10 protein-coding genes are annotated in these 18,876 nt (G+C 36.8%); 3 read left to right on the forward strand and 7 right to left on the reverse strand.

What is annotated here, in order from left to right; genetic code table 11:
• Positions 1-5: 5 nt before the first annotated feature.
• From PEDSA_RS15390 to PEDSA_RS15420, 7 genes are all read right to left on the reverse strand, one after another.
• Positions 6-1,136, reverse strand: a complete 1,131-nt coding sequence (locus tag PEDSA_RS15390; protein WP_013634085.1) for an aldose epimerase family protein — start codon at positions 1,134-1,136, stop codon at positions 6-8.
• A gap of 12 nt (positions 1,137-1,148) precedes the next feature.
• Complete coding sequence (locus PEDSA_RS15395) at positions 1,149-2,168, reverse strand: family 43 glycosylhydrolase (protein ID WP_013634086.1); 1,020 nt, start codon at positions 2,166-2,168, stop codon at positions 1,149-1,151.
• Positions 2,169-2,173: 5 nt separating this feature from the next.
• Positions 2,174-4,189 (reverse strand): hypothetical protein, encoded by a 2,016-nt coding sequence (locus PEDSA_RS15400; RefSeq protein ID WP_013634087.1) that lies wholly within the window; start codon positions 4,187-4,189, stop codon positions 2,174-2,176.
• Between the two features lie 12 nt (positions 4,190-4,201).
• Complete coding sequence (locus PEDSA_RS15405; protein WP_013634088.1) at positions 4,202-5,818, reverse strand: sialidase family protein; 1,617 nt, start codon at positions 5,816-5,818, stop codon at positions 4,202-4,204.
• Positions 5,819-5,830: 12 nt separating this feature from the next.
• Positions 5,831-6,778 carry a glycoside hydrolase family 43 protein gene (locus PEDSA_RS15410; RefSeq protein WP_013634089.1) on the reverse strand — a complete coding sequence of 316 codons (948 nt, stop codon included), beginning with the start codon at positions 6,776-6,778 and terminating at the stop codon, positions 5,831-5,833.
• A gap of 156 nt (positions 6,779-6,934) precedes the next feature.
• On the reverse strand, positions 6,935-8,500 hold the full coding sequence (locus tag PEDSA_RS15415) for a RagB/SusD family nutrient uptake outer membrane protein (protein ID WP_013634090.1): 1,566 nt from the start codon (positions 8,498-8,500) through the stop codon (positions 6,935-6,937).
• A gap of 19 nt (positions 8,501-8,519) precedes the next feature.
• On the reverse strand, positions 8,520-11,510 hold the full coding sequence (locus PEDSA_RS15420; protein ID WP_013634091.1) for a SusC/RagA family TonB-linked outer membrane protein: 2,991 nt from the start codon (positions 11,508-11,510) through the stop codon (positions 8,520-8,522).
• A gap of 301 nt (positions 11,511-11,811) precedes the next feature.
• Between PEDSA_RS15420 and PEDSA_RS15425 the strand changes: the two genes are divergently transcribed.
• From PEDSA_RS15425 to PEDSA_RS15435, 3 genes are read left to right on the forward strand one after another with little or no spacing between them, the layout of a single operon-like run.
• Positions 11,812-15,825 carry a hybrid sensor histidine kinase/response regulator transcription factor gene (locus PEDSA_RS15425; protein ID WP_013634092.1) on the forward strand — a complete coding sequence of 1,338 codons (4,014 nt, stop codon included), beginning with the start codon at positions 11,812-11,814 and terminating at the stop codon, positions 15,823-15,825.
• A 45-nt stretch (positions 15,826-15,870) separates the two neighbouring features.
• On the forward strand, positions 15,871-16,737 hold the full coding sequence (locus tag PEDSA_RS15430; protein WP_013634093.1) for a leucine-rich repeat domain-containing protein: 867 nt from the start codon (positions 15,871-15,873) through the stop codon (positions 16,735-16,737).
• Between the two features lie 8 nt (positions 16,738-16,745).
• The gene (locus PEDSA_RS15435) at positions 16,746-18,668 is read left to right on the forward strand and encodes a 7TM diverse intracellular signaling domain-containing protein (protein ID WP_013634094.1); all 1,923 of its coding nucleotides are present in this window, start codon (positions 16,746-16,748) and stop codon (positions 18,666-18,668) included.
• The last annotated feature ends 208 nt before the right edge of the window (positions 18,669-18,876 follow it).

An 18,876-nucleotide genomic window follows, 5' to 3' on the forward strand; every position in this document is an offset into this window, starting at 1 on the left:
CGGGATTATTTTCTGATAGAGAATTTATAGATACAAGTTTGAGTATAGGTTTGTCCGGGATCTAACCTTGTAGAAGGGAAATTAGGTTGATTAGGACTGTCTGGAAACTTTTGAGTTTCTAAAGCCAAAGCTTCACGGAATTTTATAGGTTTTCCAAATTTCCCATTGGTTTTTCCGTCAAAAAAGTTTCCGCTGTAAAACTGCAATCCTGGTTGGTCTGTATAAACCTGCAGTAATCTTTTGCTTTCAGGTTCAAAAAGTTCTGCAGCAAGTTCAACTTCATTAGCCGATTTTCTGTCTAACACCCAATTATGGTCGTAACCTTTCCCGTTTTTAAGCTGTGGATTATTTTCTTCTATTCTTTCGCCTATAGTTTTTGGCTTTCTAAAATCAAATGGCGTATTTTCAACAGAGGCGATTTCTCCGGTAGGAATAAGAACACTGTCTATTGGAGTGGTGTGGCTGGCATAAATTGTCAGTTCATTATCTGTTATAGTTCCGTTGCTTTCTCCTTTCAAGTTGAAAAATGTGTGATTGGATAAATTGACAACGGTAGGCTTGTCTGTAGTTGCTTTATACATGATTTTAAATTCATTATCATCTGTTAAGCTGTATTCTACATTTATTTTTAAATTTCCCGGAAATCCATCTTGTCCATCTGGAGCCAGATAAGAGAAACGGATTAGGTTTTTAGCTACACTATCGACGTCCCAAACAACCATATCCAAACCTTTAATGCCTCCATGCAATGTTTGCCCGTTGTTGTTAATAGGTAAGTTGTATGTTTTTCCGTCTAAAGTAAATTGCCCTTTAGCAATTCTATTAGCATAACGGCCAACAACTGGTCCTAAAAAGCGTTCTCCGGTATTGTTAATGTACCGGTCTATATTTTCATAACCAACCGCAACGTCATCGTATTTCCCATTTTTATCTTGTACCCATAGGGAAACCACTCGCAGTCCGAAATTGGTTACTTGCAAAATCAATCCGTTTTTAGATTCAAGGGTATAAAGCGAGACTTTTTTACCATCTATTTCCTTAGAAAATGCCTGAGCGTCCAACAATGCTGGTGCCTTTTTGCTTTCTGAACAGGAAAACAGAAAGATTAACAGTATAAAAGAAATAATCTTGTTCATGGTTATAATATTCTAGTTAAAATTAGGTTTGACAGATTTTAAAGACGGAGAACCTCCTTCTACATAAGGCCAGTTTTCATTATCCCATTTTACCTGATCTGATAAAAGCACACGCGCTTTTGGATTGTTAACATCTACACCGTGATAAAAAATCCAGTCGGCTCCATTTTTGTCCTGAACAATTTCAGAACAATGTCCGTTTCCTACAAAACGGCTATTAGAGCTGATTACAATGTTATATCCGTTGTCCATCATGTTTTTCCCTGTTTTATCTACATAAGGTCCCATCAATGATTTTGATCGGCCAACAACCAGTTTATAAGTGCTGTTTACTCCTTCGCAGCAGGAGCCAATTGAAGCAAAGAGATAATAGAAATCACCTTTTTTATGAATATAGGTTCCTTCAAATGCAGTACCTGCTATTTGTTGCTTTTGCGCACCTGGTTTAACGGATAAACCGTCATCGGCAATTTCTATCGCATATATGCCTCTAAAGCTTCCCCAAAACAGATATTTCTTTCCATTTTCTTCTATATAAAAAGGATCTATTGAGTTTTGCACATCAATTTCATTGCTCCTGAAAAGTTTCCCCTTATCTGTAAACGGGCCTTCGGGCTTGTCAGATACTGCTGCTCCAATTCCACAAGTCCACTCGCCACCCCAAACCGACATGGAATAATACAGCACATATTTTCCATTTATATAATTGATATCCGGGGCCCATATTCCTCCGTTCGGTTCAAAGTTTGGCCTGGTATTATCTGTAAAGGCTGTTCCCTGAAACTTCCAGTCAATCAGATTTGAAGATTTATAAATTGGGACATTTCTGGTGTCTTCTGTTGCGTATAGATAAAAACTGCCATCATTACTTTTAATAATGGTTGGGTCTGGCAAGCTTATACTAAGAACAGGATTAAAATACTCGTTGGTTTTGGGTACTTCAAAAGAAGATTTATTGTTCTTTTTACAGCCATAACAAGAGGACATAACTAAAAGCTGCAGAAACATTATCTTAAAAAAATACGCTCTCATAGGATTTATTTTTTGGTGGGTTTAAAAAAGTCTTCTACTCTTGTTGGGCTTAACATTTGCCATAAGGAAGCCACTGTCCAGCCCGGAGCAAAGATATCGTTATAAAAACCTTTTCCATTCTTTCCGTAGTCCCAATTGGTATGCTGTACAACTTCCGGATAATAGCCCACTTTCGCAATATTGAACATGTGATCTTTTACCGGCATTAATTGTAACATAGAACTTTTAATTACTGAAGAGAATTTGGAAAATCTGTCTTCTTTTCTCTGCAGTGCCAGCCAGTCTAAGACTGTTGCAAACTCGAAAATGAAAACATCTATATGGTTATTTTCAACCGAGACATTTCCCCAGCCGCGTGACTGAAAGCCAACGTCGCCCAGCATTTGCCCCTGAGCGAAAGGGACATCCCAGGTATAGTACCATGTTAGACAGAAATAGGCTGCCTTTGAACATAAGTCGGTATAATGCTGACGCTCTTTCCCGGAAGAGACCATAGCCAGATAATACATTGCCGTAGAAGCGTATAAAGAGGCTTCTTTGTCTTCGCAGTTTGCGTCTAATGTAGACGAGAAATAATCAGATTTTGATATGATTTCTTTTTTCAGGTAAACAGCAGTCCGTTTTGCCTGTTCAAGGTATTTCTTGTCTTTAAAGTATGCATAAGCCATTGTTAAAGGTAGCGTGGCAGAAGGAGTACTACCTCCGCTGGCATCTTTTATCTGTAAATCGTTATCGAATTTTCTGGGAAAACTTCCGTCTGGCTTCTGAAGCTTTGCAAAGTTTGATAATAATGTTTTAACCCTGTTTTCCCATTCGGGATGTTTTCTTCCTTTTTTCTTTTCGTAGTTTAAATAGTTTAGAATGGCAAATGCTCCTTCAGATTGCCTGCGGATACTGTAAATGTGTTCTTCTTTGTTTCTGACAAAGTCTACCACTTCTCTGAAAAAACCAGCAGAAGTAAATCCATGCGTAAGGTAACTGTCAAAAATAGCTTTTGCATTGCTAACCAATTGCTGGTCATTGTTCTGTTCGCCATATTCTAAAGCGTTATAGGCATTTAACAGTACTCTTCCCACAAAACCAACTTCTGCAATTCCGGTACTTTTACAATCGTCTGTACGCAGTTCTACTCCAGAATAATACTTTAAATCATATTGGTCTACATAGCTTTCTTTAAAGAAGTTAGTTAAAATCCTTTTTGCCTCTACAGTTGTGTATGCATTATTAACCGGCTGCGGTTTTTTAGTGTCGAAGGAGTATGCCCATGCTTTAGCAATAAAATCGGCATAGTCTTTTGCTTTTCCTTTTCTGATTTCCCATGTTAATTTTCTGCTTCCGCCTTTTTCCAGTTTTTCAAAGGCTTTAACCGCAGGTATCAGCGTTAATTTCCTGATATAGGTCTTTGGTGCTTCGTTATAAGGGAATCCAAAAACCAGAGCCGAAGAGCCATTGATATTTCTAAATCCGGTAAATCCCAAATCTGTTTTACCATTGAGGATAACTTCTCCGGTATTATGGGTGGTTAAGCTTTCATTGTTAAGCTGATCTAATCTGATGACGGTATAAAAGTCTCCATTTTTCTCATTAAAAATACCGGTAAGCGGAGTGCTTAATCTGTCTTCGCGAACCTGCCAGCTATCGCTTGTGGCAAATGAAGGTGCTTCTTTTGGAGAGCGGAGGTTCTTATGATACCAAAAGCCCGGCATAAAGAACTGACAGTCTTGATGTTCAAAAGAAGCTATATTAAAAACTTCTTCGAAACTGTAGTAGACTTCTTCTCTGGCATTTATATTTACTTCTATTCGTGTTGTTTCTCCGTTACTGGTAATCTGTTGTCTTATTTCAACAGGTATATTTTCCTGTGCTGTAAGCGTTCCGTTACTGTTATTTTGCAGATTATAGGTTTTTGCCTCATTTCCGGGAGTTTTTAGGGAAATGCTATATTGTACCTTCGTTTCTTGTGCTTTAGAAACAAGATGACCACATGCGAGCATAAAGGCTAAAAGCAATTTTGTTTTCATTTCAATCATAATTTATAGTACAACTTTAATCCAGGAGTCGGCATTACTTTCATTCATATTGGTAAGGTATTCGGTATAAAAACTGCCATTATTGTCATAAGAAGATAACGCTAGTCCTATTTGTAAACTTTTTGATTGCTTCTTGTAAGGGATGGTATAATAAACACGATATCCATTGTCATTTATTTCGGTATTTGTTTTAACAAAATTGGAAACCGGCTTCCATTGTCCGTTTTTTTCGATATAGAGTTGGTTTGTTCCATTTTTGGAAGACCATATTTTGTGTTTTTTTCCATCTAAAATAAAGAACAGATGCAGCCCTGTTTTTCCGGATTGAGACGTCTCTTTTTCAGAGATATTGCATTTTACGTTGATCTCCTGATTTTTCCTGGCTATTCCAGCTCTTAGATTGCTATTGGATTTGGATCCTATAAAAAGCGGAAACTCCTCTATGGCAGAGCTTGCTTTCATCACGTCAGGAATAATGTATCCCTTAATTAGCCAGGGAGCAACGTTTTTAGATTTGAAATTTGTGGAAGCTAAAGCGACAACCGTTTGGTCATCCCATATAGCTATTGAATTCCACTTTGCCTCTTTATCCTGAGGGACGTTAAATGGACGGGTTCGTTTTCCGAAATTTCTGGCCTCTTTATCGCCAATTGCGACTTCCATTGTAGAAAGTTCCCAGTCGTGAGCCCTGTTTTCATTAGTCTGATAAGATAATAGTGTTTGGCCATTGGGGAGTTTTAAAAGGTAAGGAGCGCCCATATAAACAGAATCAGGGATATGGGTATCCAATGCATAATCTCTGTTTCCAGACTCGGACAATACCGGCTGGCTCCAGTTATCAGAAATTTTTGTTCTGACGGTATAAGGCTTAAAGCGATCGGTTTTATTATCTTCTATCGCTACTACAATTTCATTGTTTATTAAAATTGGAACGGGCATTCCGTCTCTTCGTTCTTTTCGGAATGAAACTGTAGTGGCTTTTTCGGTCCATGTTTTACCGTTGTCAAATGATTTTACCATTGAAATTTCCTGTTCGTCAGATTGACGGTATGGGTTTTCGTTAGCGAAATAAACTTGTAATTCTCCGCCGGGTAACTGTAAAAAGGAAGGTTCCCAGCAGCCATCGCCAAAACGCGGCGCCGCCACATAAAGCCTTTGTGGCGGCAACCACGTCCGACCATTGTCTAAGCTTCTCCTTATCACGATAGAGTAGGGTGCAATCTCTTCTTGTCTTGGCCGGTAATTGCAGGCGACAATAATATCGCCGTTTTGTAATTGTTTGACTTCAGGATTTGCAATATTCACGACGGTAGTTTTTCCGTCTGGTGATGAATAAGCGAATTTGGAGAAAATAGCTGTCGGATTGCTCCAGGTTTTCCCGTTGTCCCAGCTTCTTTTAAAGTGAATATCGCCGGTTCGGGTTTCATAAATTACAAATACCGAGGAATCTTTTAATCTTGCTAGTCTTGGATATCCCCCCATTTCTGCAATTTGCTGCATAGAAGCGTAATCCCAGGCGATACGAACACCAGAGCTTACTTTTTCTGACTGAGCAAAAGTGCTTTCTTGCGGAAGAAGCAATAAAATGAGCAATATAAAATTACCTGACAGCTTTTTCATGTAGCAGCAATCCTATCTTTTTAATTTTGGTCTAAGGATATCATTAGAGATTTTCATCACGGGGATGTTATCATCTGTAAATGTGACATCAGCAATATACATTGCTCTTGGGTGTATGCTGGTTGCGCTATGATGCGCATGAAAAACAATCCGTAACTTACCGGATTTATCTTTAAACATAGCACTGTGCCCGATACCCACCAGATCCTGTGGTTTCTGTAATATTGGATTTGATGCATATTTTGTCCATGGTCCCTCAGGAGACGAGGCTGTTGCAAAGCCAATTCCATAGAACGGACTTTCATAGCTATTAGCCGAATAGGTCATGTAGTAAAGCCCTTTGTGCTTCATTACGAAAGCACCTTCGTTTACTCTCGGCCAAATTTCTTCCCAGGCCTGAGAAACATTGATGCATTTTTTTAAGGTAGCGGTTTTTATTGTCTGGAGATCGTTTTCCAGTTCGGCAACCCAAATATTCAATCCATCATTAAATCTGTCAAAATACAAATATGGCTTACCGTTGTCATCTATAAATAAACTATTGTCTATAGATTTTTCTCCATCCAGCATGGGAACTTTGGCTTCCTGTTTAAATGGTCCCAGCGGAGAATTGGATGTTGCAACGCAAATATGCTCGTTGACAGTATAGTACATAAAGAATTTATTTTTTTCCTGGATGTAATATACTTCCGGAGCCCAGAACCATCGTCCACCCCAGGAATCTTCGCTTTTAAGAGCCAGTTCGGACTCTTTTTTCCAATAGACTAAATCGTCCGAGGTATAAACTTCTATTCCATTTTCAGCATTGGTACCATAGGCATAGTAGGTATTTCCGTTTAACATGATAAAAGGGTCGCCTAAAGGAACCGGAGGTTCGAATACAAAATTGTTCTTTTCTTTTTTTGCGCATGCAGTTAACGATGTACTAAATAGTAGTAAAAGATAGATTAACTTTTTCATTCATATTGATTTTAAAGAGGCCTAAAAAGTTTATTGTCATTCCGATTGCAAGGAGAGGATCTCATTCATTTGGGAGGAGATTTACGCCTGTTGGCGAATTCTCCTCCTAAAAGTAGTTGAATGACGATGCTTTCAATTTTTTAGACTCGTTTTTTATTAGTAATTCGGATTCTGATCAGCATTTGGATTGTTTTTATCTTCATCTGAAGGAATCGGCAAACGGCTATGCTTTCCTATAGTAAAATTGTTAAAGTCTGCGTCTCTTGCCTTTACTTCGTTGAGCCCTGTAACGTTATCTAACAATCCCCATCTTTTGAGGTCTGCCCATCTATGTCCTTCTGTCGCTAATTCTAAAACTCTTTCCATCTGCAATCTTTTTAAGAAAGTAGGCTTGTCTGTGGCTGCAGTTGGATTATTGACGGCCAGATTCGGCATATTTACTCGAGCTCGTACTCGATTAACCTGTTGTACTGCGGTAGCTAAAGGATCATTTGATTGTGCAATACATTCTGCATACATTAATAAAACATCTGCAAATCTGATTAAACGCACATTGGTAGGATTGTGGTAGTCATCGAAGTCTCTGTAGTAATCTGAACCATATTTGCGAAAGAAAACTCGACCTGTCCAGTCACTTTTTGACCATTGTTCATTATTACTTGTGAATCTATATATTCTTGTGTTATTTGGAAAATCGTTTTCCATTCCTTGATAGAATGCTGTATATCTTAAACGGATATCGAAGTTGTTGTTTAAATCTTTTTCTTTCTTGAACTCCGTAACTATCCAGGGGCGTAGCTCGCCATCTGTCCAGCCTATTCCGGGAGGCGCAAAAAATTGACCTCTGTTAAGACCTAGGTTTGGATCTACATCGAAGTCTCCGTCGCCTGCAGGTGCTTTATGAATATCCGAATATTGAATTTCGAAAACAGACTCGATGTTATTCTCGGTGTCTTTGTTGAAATTATCAAAATAGTTTGCTGTTAGGTTATAATATTGTTTACCTGCACCATCAACTAGCCATGATAAATCTGTTTTGGCTTCTACCCATTTATGAAGCTGCATGTAACACTTCGCTCTAAAAGCCAAAGCAGCGCCTTTTGTTGCTCTTCCTTTATTGGGAGCATCCCATGCAGGGGGTAAGAGTTTTTCTGCCTCTGTAAAATCGCTGATGGCCTGATTATAAACTTCCGTTTCGGTGTGACCTTCAGGCCTCATATCAGGAGTAGAAGGTTCCAGAACGATAGGCAAACTTTTATTCTCACCTCCCCAAAGAAGAGCCAAATTGTAATAATACAGACCTCTTAGAAAATATGCTTGTCCAATAAGCTGATCTTTTTTTGTCTGATCTGTAAACGCTATAGCTGGAACATTGTGTAACACCTGGTTGGCCCTGAAAATTGCTTCATAACAATCTCTGAAAGTCCACGCATTACCTTCCCAAAAATTGTAATTGTTATATTTAAATTGTGTCCATTCTTTTAGTTCTGCCCATGGACTTTGGCTAAAGCCTTCGTCAGAAGTTAAGTCTAAGCGAAACCATATCCACCTGCTATAAGTTCCTGGTTTATAGAACATATTATATATGGCGTTTACGCCATATTCTGCGTCTCTTTCCGTTTTCCAAAACGTTCCTGTGGTTATGGTATTCGGGTTCTGTACATCAACCTTACAAGCATTCACCAGAAATGTTGCAAGAAATATATATAAGTACTTTTTCATTGCTCTTTAATTTTTAGGGTTAGAATGTTATTTGTGTGCCAAAAGTGATACCTCTGGGATTTGGAAAAGCACCACCATCATAGCTTCTGTCCCAAATGTTTGTGTTCAAAAACTCTGGATCTAAACCTTTATAAGATGTGAAAGTAACCAGGTTCTGTGCATTGACATATAGTCGAACCTGACTGAATGTAGTTCCTAAAGCTTTTTTCGGCAAGCTGTAACCCAGGGCAATTTGTTTTATTCTTAAATAGCCTCCGTTTTCTAACCATCTGTCCTGATTGCCAACTACATTACGAGAATCTCCGGATATAGGTCTTGGGTCTTTCGCATTTGGATTATCCGGTGTCCAGGGATCGTAATCTGCTCTGTAGTTGGAGTTGTCATCAAATCTGTCGTAACCACTTCTTGGGCCGTTAAAAGATTTAAAGCCAAAAGATCCTGAGAATTGTAATTGAAGGTCGAACCCTTTGTAATCAAATCCGAAGTTCATTCCTAATTGGTACTTTGGAATGGTAGAACCGCAATGCTGCCTGTCCGCATCGGTAATCCGACCGTCGTCATTATAGTCGACAAATTTTACATCTCCGGGTTGTGCATTGGGTTGAATTAAAGTACCATTACTACTTCTATGGGCCTGAACTTCTTCTACTGATTTGAAAAGACCATCGGTTTTAATCAAATACCATTCGCCAATAGGATGTCCTACAATAGACTTGGTATCCCATTGCGTAAATTCGTCCCTGCCGTAGCCCAGTTTTACGATTTTATTTTTTAAGTAAGAAGCGTTAAGCCCCAGGCTATAGCCAAATTCTCCAATTCTGTCTCTCCATGTTGTAGTCAATTCTACCCCTGTGTTTTTTAATGTTGCAGCATTAACTACAGGGTTCCCTCCGTTGTTCCCTGTAACCATCTGGATTTGCATTGCTGTTAAGACATCTTTGGTTTCTTTAATAAAGAAGTCGGTAGAAATCTGTAATCTGTTATTTAGTATTGTTGCATCAAAGCCGCCGTTAAATTGAGCCATTTTCTCCCATTTTAGATCAGCATTAGCCAGTCTGATTTGGGTCATACCAGTAACAATATTTTGATCTACACCGAATATGGCTTGGGGAAAAACTGTAATAAATGAGTTCCAATCCCATGGACCAATATTAGATGTTCCCAGTATCCCATAGTTAGCTCTTAGCTTTAAATCATTTATCCACGGAACATTAAAGAAACTTTCCTTGCTGATTCTCCATCCAGCAGAAACTGAAGGAAAATAACCTACACTATAAACAGGATTAAATTTTGACGATTCGTCTCTACGCATAGTAAAACTGAAGAGGTACTTTTCATCATAAGTATAATTTAAACGACCAAACACAGAAAACAACTTCTCGTTATCCTGATAGCTTCCTGTTTTTGGATTGCTTAATGCCGCATCTAACTGCGTAAAGTAGCCGTTTACCGATACCAAAACGTCATTTTTTGTCCCCCAAATCTGCTCGTAATTAGAGGTCTGATAACTGGTTCCTATTACAGCAGAAATATCATGTTTCCCAAGTTTCTTTATGTAATCTATAGTATTGTCAAATACAAGACCTCTGTATTGTGCCTGGTTTTTATTTAATGAAGACGGATCGGTAGGTTGGTTATACGCCCAATAGCCTACTTTTCTTAAATATTCATGCTTATCGTTACTTAAATCAAAACCAAAATTGGTTCTGAATTTTAAAGATTTAAAAAATTCAAGCTCGCCAAAAACGTTTCCTCTTGTTCTCAGATTTCCATTTTTTGTGTTTTCGAAATCTTCTCTGGCAAAAGGATTAGTCCCAAAAGTAACGTCTCTGGAACCATCTCCATAACCATAGCCACCTCGTGCCGCATTATTAGGGTCGTAAATAGGAATGGTAGGCAACATGCGGTAAACGTCAATAATAGGATTGGTATTTAATTCGTTAACTGAATAATTACTGAGTACTATATTTTCTCCAATATTTAGTTTTAAATTTTCACCAAAACTTCTTGAAGTAGACATATTGGAACGTAATGTAAAACGTTCACTATTGGAACCAATAGTTGTTCCCGAGTTTGTTTGGTAGTTTCCGGAAATAAAATATCTGCTTTCTTTGGATCCTCCAGAAAATGAAATGTTATGGTCCTGAAGCCAGCCTGTTTTAAAAACTTCTTCCTGCCAGTCTGTATTACCATCGAAGTGATTTGCAGGTTGTTTATTGGCATTACTGAAAGCCAGATCGTTCAGGTTAATCCATTGCTCGCGATTGGTGAGATTATATCTGGGCAGCCACTGTGCAGTTCCTCTCGAAGATAGGTCTATCTTCATTTTTCCTTCCTTCCCTTGCTTGGTTGTTATAATAATAACACCATTACCGGCTCTGGAACCATAAATTGCAGCCGCAGAAGCGTCTTTTAATACCTGAATGCTTTCTATATCATTGAAGTTAAAGTCTCTGTTTGCGCCAGAAACTATTCCGTCTACAACATATAGCGGATTACTTGGTCCTAAAGTTCCCGTTCCCCTGATTTCTACTTTACCTTCTGAACCTGGAGATCCTGCTGTTCTAACCATTAAGCCGGGCAAAGTTCCCAGCGCATCTCCTACAGTACCGGAAACGGTAGTGTTTTTCATTTCACTCGGGTTAAATACAGAAACAGCACCCGTAAGATCTGATTTTTTAATTGTCTGATAACCGATAACAACAACTTCTTCCAGTGCTTTTTTGTCTGTAAGAAGTGTAATGTCTAATGTTGTCTGGTTATTGTACACAATAGTTTGGGGAAGCATTCCCAGCATAGAAAAAACTATTTCCTGACCTTTTGTTGCACTAATGGAATAGTTCCCATTCAGGTCTGTCATAGTGCCCCGGGCTGTACCTTTAACGGTAATCGCGACCCCAGGTAAGGGAATGCCCGATTCATCAAACACCCTACCTTTCATGTTGTTATCCTGTGCATAGGCCACTGTAGATAAAACATAGAAAAACAAGAATAAAGTTTTCTTTAACATGTAATTTAATTTTTGGGTTTATAATTTAAACTCTAATTGGTCTCTAAATTCCGACTGTAGCAAAACACAAAAGCAATTGCTTTGATTTGAACTTTTGTATTATGTAAACTTTGGTGTATTTAGATGTGAAGTAAAGTTATGTATAAGGATAGGAGTGGTTATAACACTTTCTAATCAAAAAATGGTAAAAATGGGTAAATAAAGCTAAAATGTTAGTTTTTACCATTTTTTACCGGTTTTTGCTATAAATGGAAATGCAAATAGTTCTTTGCTAAATGTTATTCTCATAAATTTATGTATTGTGAAGATTAAGCTTTTTTATATCGTTTCATTGTATTTTCTCCTTAATCCCGGATTTGTTTTGGGGCAGGAGAATCCAAACTTTCATTTTAAGAAACTACAGGTTACTGATGGGCTTTCGGAGAATGCGGTCTATTGTATTTTACAGGATACAGATGGATTTATGTGGTTTGGTACTAAAGATGGGTTAAATCGTTTCGATGGCAGTTCATTTAGAGTCTATCAGCATCAGTTTGGAAAAAAGCAATCTATCGGAAATAACTTTATAAGAAGTATCGCCCAAAAAAATAAAAGTCAATTGTATATAGGAACAGATGTAGGCCTTTATATAATGGACAAAATAAAAGAGACATTTTCAAAGCTAAACATCAAAGCTAGTGATAACTCAATTATCTCTTCTGCAATAAACTCTTTGTTGGTTGACAAAGATGGAAATTTGTGGATAGCGACTATGGCTCAAGGTATTTATGTTTATGAAAGTAAAAGTGGCAGGCTAAATAAAGTAGTTATTGAAAATGTGGATCTGGGATTGAATGCTTCCTGGTCTATCATACAAGATAAATCTGGGACAATTTGGGCAGGTACCAGATTGGGACTGCTCAGATATAACGCGGTCTCATCAAAATTTGAAATTGTTCCTTCTTTATTTAGCAAAGCTGAGAATTCTGACAACGAAGTGTTATCAATACTTGAGGACAACAAGGGGAATCTATGGCTGGGAACTTGGTCTAATGGGGTGAGATACTACAACAAACAGTCAGAAGAATATACGTCTTTTCTTAATAATAAGCCGGGAGCCAGTTATATAACTCATATCCGAGCAATTTTTCAATACACAGAAAAATCTCTGCTTATAGGATCTGATGATGGCTTGTATCTTTTCAACCTGGAAAGTAATGTTCCCAAAAGACTGGATATCCCACAATTTAAATACAGTCTAAGCGATCAGAATGTATATTCTATAGCAAAAGATAAAGAAGGTGGAGTTTGGATTGGAACTTACTTTGGAGGGGTAAACTATCTAAATCCCGCTTTGCTAACAATAGAAACTTATTATCCTGATTTATTACACGGGTTTCTTTCTGGAAAGGCAGTTAGTCAGTTTTGTGAAGATCCTAGAGGAAATATATGGATAGCGACAGAAGATGGAGGCTTAAACTATTTTGACGTAAAAACAAAGCTCGTTACTCAGCCTGTAAAGACTAGTTATCATAACACACACGCATTACTTTTAGATGGAGAAAATCTGTGGATAGGAACCTTTTCACGCGGGATCGACATTTATAATACAAAAACCGGAAAGTTGGTTAATTACAGATTTAAATCAAATGATCAAAATACCATCAACGACGACTGTATTTTTTCGATTTATAAAACGAAGGCTGGAGAGATTTATGTAGGAACGCCGGTTGGCTTGAATAAGTTCAATAGAGTAAGCCGGACGTTTGAAAGGATAAAGGAGATAAACAGCTTTATTTATGATATAAAAGAAGACGATGCAGGAGATTTATGGTTGGCAAGTTATGGCCACGGTGCAATTAAGTTGGACAATAAGCAAAATAGATGGGTTTTTTATGATAAGATAAAAAAGAATGATCCGATAGTAGGGGCTAAATTAACGAGTATTTATATAGATAGTCAACGCCGGCTTATTTTTTCCAGCGAAGGAAGGGGAATTTTTATTTACAATAGAAAGAATGACGGTTTCAGAAACATTTCAGAAGCCAACGGACTTCCCAACAGCGTTATATATGGAGTTTTAGACGATCCAAATGGAAATTTATGGTTAAGTAGTAATAAAGGGCTTATTTGTTTAAATACAGATTCTCCGAATAAATTCAAGCTTTATGATATCGAAAATGGATTGCAAAGTAACCAGTTCAATTATAAATCTACTTATAAATCAAGATCGGGGAAATTTTATTTTGGCGGAATCAATGGTTTTAGCTCTTTCTATCCGCAAGATATAGATCAGATAAAAAATCCGATATCGCCAGCTGTTGCAATAACCAGAATAAGTTTGTTAGGGAATTCCGACCCAGAATTGGAAAAAGAAATACAGACTAAGCTGAATAAAAAAGAAACGGTGAAGTTAAAATTTAATACATCTTCGTTTACGGTGTCTTTTGTAAGTTTAAGTTTTATTTCTCAATCAAAAAATCAATACGCGTATAAATTAGAAGGAGCGGACGCCGGATGGACATACACCGGGAATAGCAAAAATGTAACCTACGTAAATTTATCTCCTGGCAAATACACTTTTAAAGTTAAAGCCTCAAACAATGATGGTTTGTGGAATGAAGAGGGGAGTGAAATTTCCATTGAAATATTACCCCCTTTCTGGTTGTCTTTACCGGCAAAGATATTTTATACGCTACTTGTAGCTTCATTGCTTTATTTGCTGATTCGCTTTTATATAAACCGAAATAAAGTGAGACAGCTCCGACAGCTGGAAACTTTTAAAGCAGAGCAGGAAACAAAATCCTTTAAATCAAAAATAGAATTCTTTACAACGATAGCACATGAAATTCGTACGCCCCTAAGTTTGATTAATGCGCCATTGGAAGAAATCATTTCCAAACAGGAAGGCAGTGAACAAACAAAACAGAACTTATCTGTTATAGAGAGAAATTGTGACAGGTTAAGCGTCCTGATCAATCAATTATTGGATTTTAGAAAAATGGATTCGACGGAATATAAGCTGAATCCGGAGCGCATAGATATTAGAGAATTTATTACCGAGATGCATGAACGATTTAGAAAATCAGCGCAAAGCAAAAAGCTTTTACTGGATCTGAAATTGCCGAAAGAAAAAAAGCTATTTGTCGTTTCTGATTTAGATGCGCTAACTAAAATAGTAGGCAATTTATTGACAAATGCATTGAAGTTTGCCAATAATCGGGTAATTCTAAAATTAACCCATAAACAAGATAAATCGTATGTGGTTAGTGTAGAGGATGATGGGCAGGGAATACCAGACGAATATAAAAACCTTGTATTTGATCCATTTTATCAGGTACAATCGGGAAAAGATAACGTTGGCACCGGAATAGGGCTTTCTTTGGTTAAACACTTGTCGACTCTTTTGAAAGGTAAAGTCGAGCTAATGGACGCGAATAAAGGAGGAACGATATTTCATGTCTCTTTCTCAGATTTAGAGCCTATTAAGGAAGAACCGGAAAAAGCTGTTAAAGAAGCCGATTCAATAGATCTGGCTATTTCTTCTCCTGATGTAATAGAAGAAAGAATACTGGTTGTTGATGACAATCCGGATATGACAAGCTTTATCAGCAGCTGCTTATCTAACGACTATATTGTAGAGACTGCAGAAGATGCTCAAAGTGCACTTTCTTTACTTGAGGAAAAGCATTTTAATTTGATTATATCCGATATCATGATGCCCGGAGTTGATGGTATTTCCTTCGTCAAAAAGCTAAAATCAGATGTTAGCTATTCGCATATTCCGGTTATACTGTTATCTGCAAAAATTGAAAACTCTACCAAAGCAGAAGGCTTAATGTCTGGTGCAGATGCATTTATTGAAAAGCCTTTCTCGACAATATACCTGAAAGCGCAGATTGCCAGTTTACTAAAAAACAGGAGAGCAATTTTAGATCTTTTCAATAGATCTCCTTTAGCATCGTATTCTTCTTTAGCCACAAATAAAAGCGACGAATATTTTCTAAATAAACTTAATGAAGAAATAGAACTTCATATTGCGGATGAAAGTTTTTCTGTAGAATCGTTAACGGATATTTTAGGAATAAGCCGTTCGAATTTGCAACGTAAGCTAAAATCCATTAGCGGTTATTCTCCGGGAGATTATCTTCGAAATTACCGGTTGAAGAAAGCATGCCTACTTCTTTTAGAGTCGGACAGTAGAATAAATGAAGTAGCTTTTAGGGTCGGTTTTAATTCGGCCTCTTATTTTACCAAAGCATTTTATAAGTGTTACAATATGTCTCCGAAAGAATTTATCAACCATCATCTAAAAACATCGAAGAAGACAGGGTAAGCATTTCCGAGTTTTTTCCTAAATTCGGAATTGTTATAAACTATAATGATGAAAAGGTATTTGTTTATTGTTGCATTGCTAATGCCATTATTTCTGTTCGCTCAGGACCGTCCCGAAATTATATTGAAAAGAAACACTAAAGGGCTTGTTACATTTAAGGTGTCTTTAGTAAACAAAGGACCTTTGGAAATTGATTGGGGGAATGGAGAGAAAAAATCATATGATGTTAATGATGAATCTAAAATTAACGACGCAACGGTTATTAGCGAAGAGGTTAAAAAGAGTACGACAATAAAGATCTATGCAAAGGGAATCAAGGTTTTTTCTTGTTTTGATCAATTTCTTACTTTTTTAGATGTGAGTGCAGCGCCAGATTTAGTTACTTTGGATTGCGGGAAAAACATTTTAAGAAATATTAACGTAAGTGCGAATAAGAATTTAAGAAGCCTGATGGCGAGCGATGTTAGACTTAGCGTATTAGATGTATCTGCAAATAAAAGATTGACTTATCTAAATTGTTCTTACAATTATTTAAAAACAATAAACCTTACAAATAATATCAATCTTTCTAACCTCAACATTTCAGATAATTTATTAGATCAACTTGATTTAAGTAAACAAAAATCGCTTCGAACTTTAAACTTAAGCGGAAATAGATTTAGACAATTAGAAGTTAAAGGGTTTACTGAAATAAAATTTTTGGATGTAACCTATAATAAACTTGATGCTTGTGCATTAAACGAGCTTTATGCGCATTTACCAAACAATGTTGTTGAAGAACAAGCACCGGAGAAAAAGATAAATCTGTTGATCGCTAATAACAGAGGACTTGTTTCGAGTGAAACAAGTATCGCTGTTCAGAAAGGGTGGAATGTGGACGTCGAAGGAAAAGGATCAGGTAATTGTTTGTAAATCATAATATGTTTCAGAATAAAAGAGCAATTTTTGCGCTTTTTGTATTTGTTTCAGTTTTGTTTTCAAGAGCCTTTGCCCAGCAGGACTTTAAAGTCAATTCTGGGTTTGAAGAACATGTGTTTGTTAAAGACGAACTTTTTATATATGAAGACAAAACAGGTAAGCTTGGAATAAATGATATCCTTTCTGAAACGGGTGATACATTATTTAAAGCAAATAGAGATCATTATCCAAGAAACCGAAATAAAGAGTCTTATTATTGGGTTAGAGTAAATATAAACGTACTTAAAAATTTAAATGGTAAATATGTCTTTGAGTTCTACGATCAGACAACAGAATTCATTGAAGCATATATTCCAAATGAAAAAGGCAATTATGTAAAACGAGTAGCAGGAGCTCAACGCCCTTTTAACGAACGCCTTTTAGGGCACAAAAACTATCATTTCAATTTATTAAATCTAAAATCTGGAGAACAAACTTGCTATTTCCGAGTAAAATCCAGCGCATATATAAACATCATTATAGTTCTTCGTTCGATTGAACGGGTACTTAACTATGCAATTTCGGAATATTTCATGTTTGGTTTGTTTTATGGAATGCTTTTGATTTTTTGTTTGCACAATATGCTGATGTACATCGCCATAAAGCGAAAGGAATATTTGATATATGTAGTTTATCTGGTTTTTGTTGCTCTTTTCGAAATGTCATCTGATGGTGTTGCTTTTCAATTTATATGGCCAAACTTGCCCAGCTTAAATCCATATGCTACAGGAATTTCCTTATACTGTATGGGGATTTCGGCTTTGGTTTTCATGCTTCATCTTTTACATGTGAAAGTGAAAGCTCCGGGGTTTTATAAGCTAACAATTTTTGTTATTGCATTTCGTACAATATTTTTTCTGATTTGTCTCTTCATCAAACCGGAATGGTTTATTTATAAATTTATCGAATTTATTCCACTTAGTTTATGCTTTATAATAGGGATAAATATTCTTGTAAAGGGATATAAGCCTGCAAGGTTTTTTGTTCTCGCATACTCGATATTAATGGCGGGATTTGCCGTTCGAGTTTTAATGGTTTTGGGGATTGCTCGCTTTCTGCCCGGTTATGTTACTTACTACAGTTTGAGTGTGTGCTTTATTTTGGAGATGGTCTTTCTTTCATTTTCTATTGGTGATCAGGTGCGGATTTTAAAGAAAAGAAAGGTAAGGGCGCAGGATAAGGTAATTCAGCAAATGAAAATTAATACAAGTTTAAAAGATAAGGTTAATAGGGAGCTTGAAGAAAAAGTTGCGGACCGAACTCTGTTATTGAAGGAACAGAAAGAAGAATTACTTAAACACAAGGCAATTATTGAAGCACAAAATGAGACGTTGTTAGCAGTTAATCAGCAACTGGAAGCACAAAAGGAAGAAATAGCTAATATGAATGCTTTGTTAGAGAAAGATAACGAAGTATTAAAAATCAATATAGAAGAAGTTACAGATGCAAGGATTCATTCCAGGGACATCGGTTTTAATGAATTTGTTGTAAAATATCCTGATAAGGAATCCTGTTATAAATTTCTATCAGAAATAAAATGGAGGGATAAGGAATATCTTTGTAAGCGCTGCGATAATGATGCTTTTTATCCCGGGAAATCTCCGTTTGGGAGACGATGCAGCAAATGCAATTATGATGAATCTGTTTTAAGCGGAACAATATTCCAAAATAGTCGGATCCCTATCAACAAAGCTTTTTACATTCTGTTATTGATTCATAAAAATAAAGGAGAAATATCATCTTATCAATTATCCAAAAAAACGGGAATTAGACAAAGTACTTGTTGGCAGTATGCAAGTAACTATAAAGACATAATTGCCCAAAGGAACGCTGTGTTAAAAAAGACAGAGCAATCCGATTGGATGGCCTACGTATTGGTAGAATAGATTAAAAAAGAGGAGTAAAAAACTAACAAAATGCGAAGTCTTTAACGTATCATAAGACTTCGCATTTTTTGTTTGGTAAATGCGTAACCCGCAGATACAGAGTATTAAAAAAAGGATCCTTTCGGGATTAAAGCGTATTGATCTTGTTTTTTAATGTGTTGATATATAGTGTTTTATGTTTTGTTGTTTCTGTTTTTCGTTAACTTTG

The organism is Pseudopedobacter saltans DSM 12145, assembly GCF_000190735.1.
Classification (GTDB): domain Bacteria; phylum Bacteroidota; class Bacteroidia; order Sphingobacteriales; family Sphingobacteriaceae; genus Pseudopedobacter; species Pseudopedobacter saltans.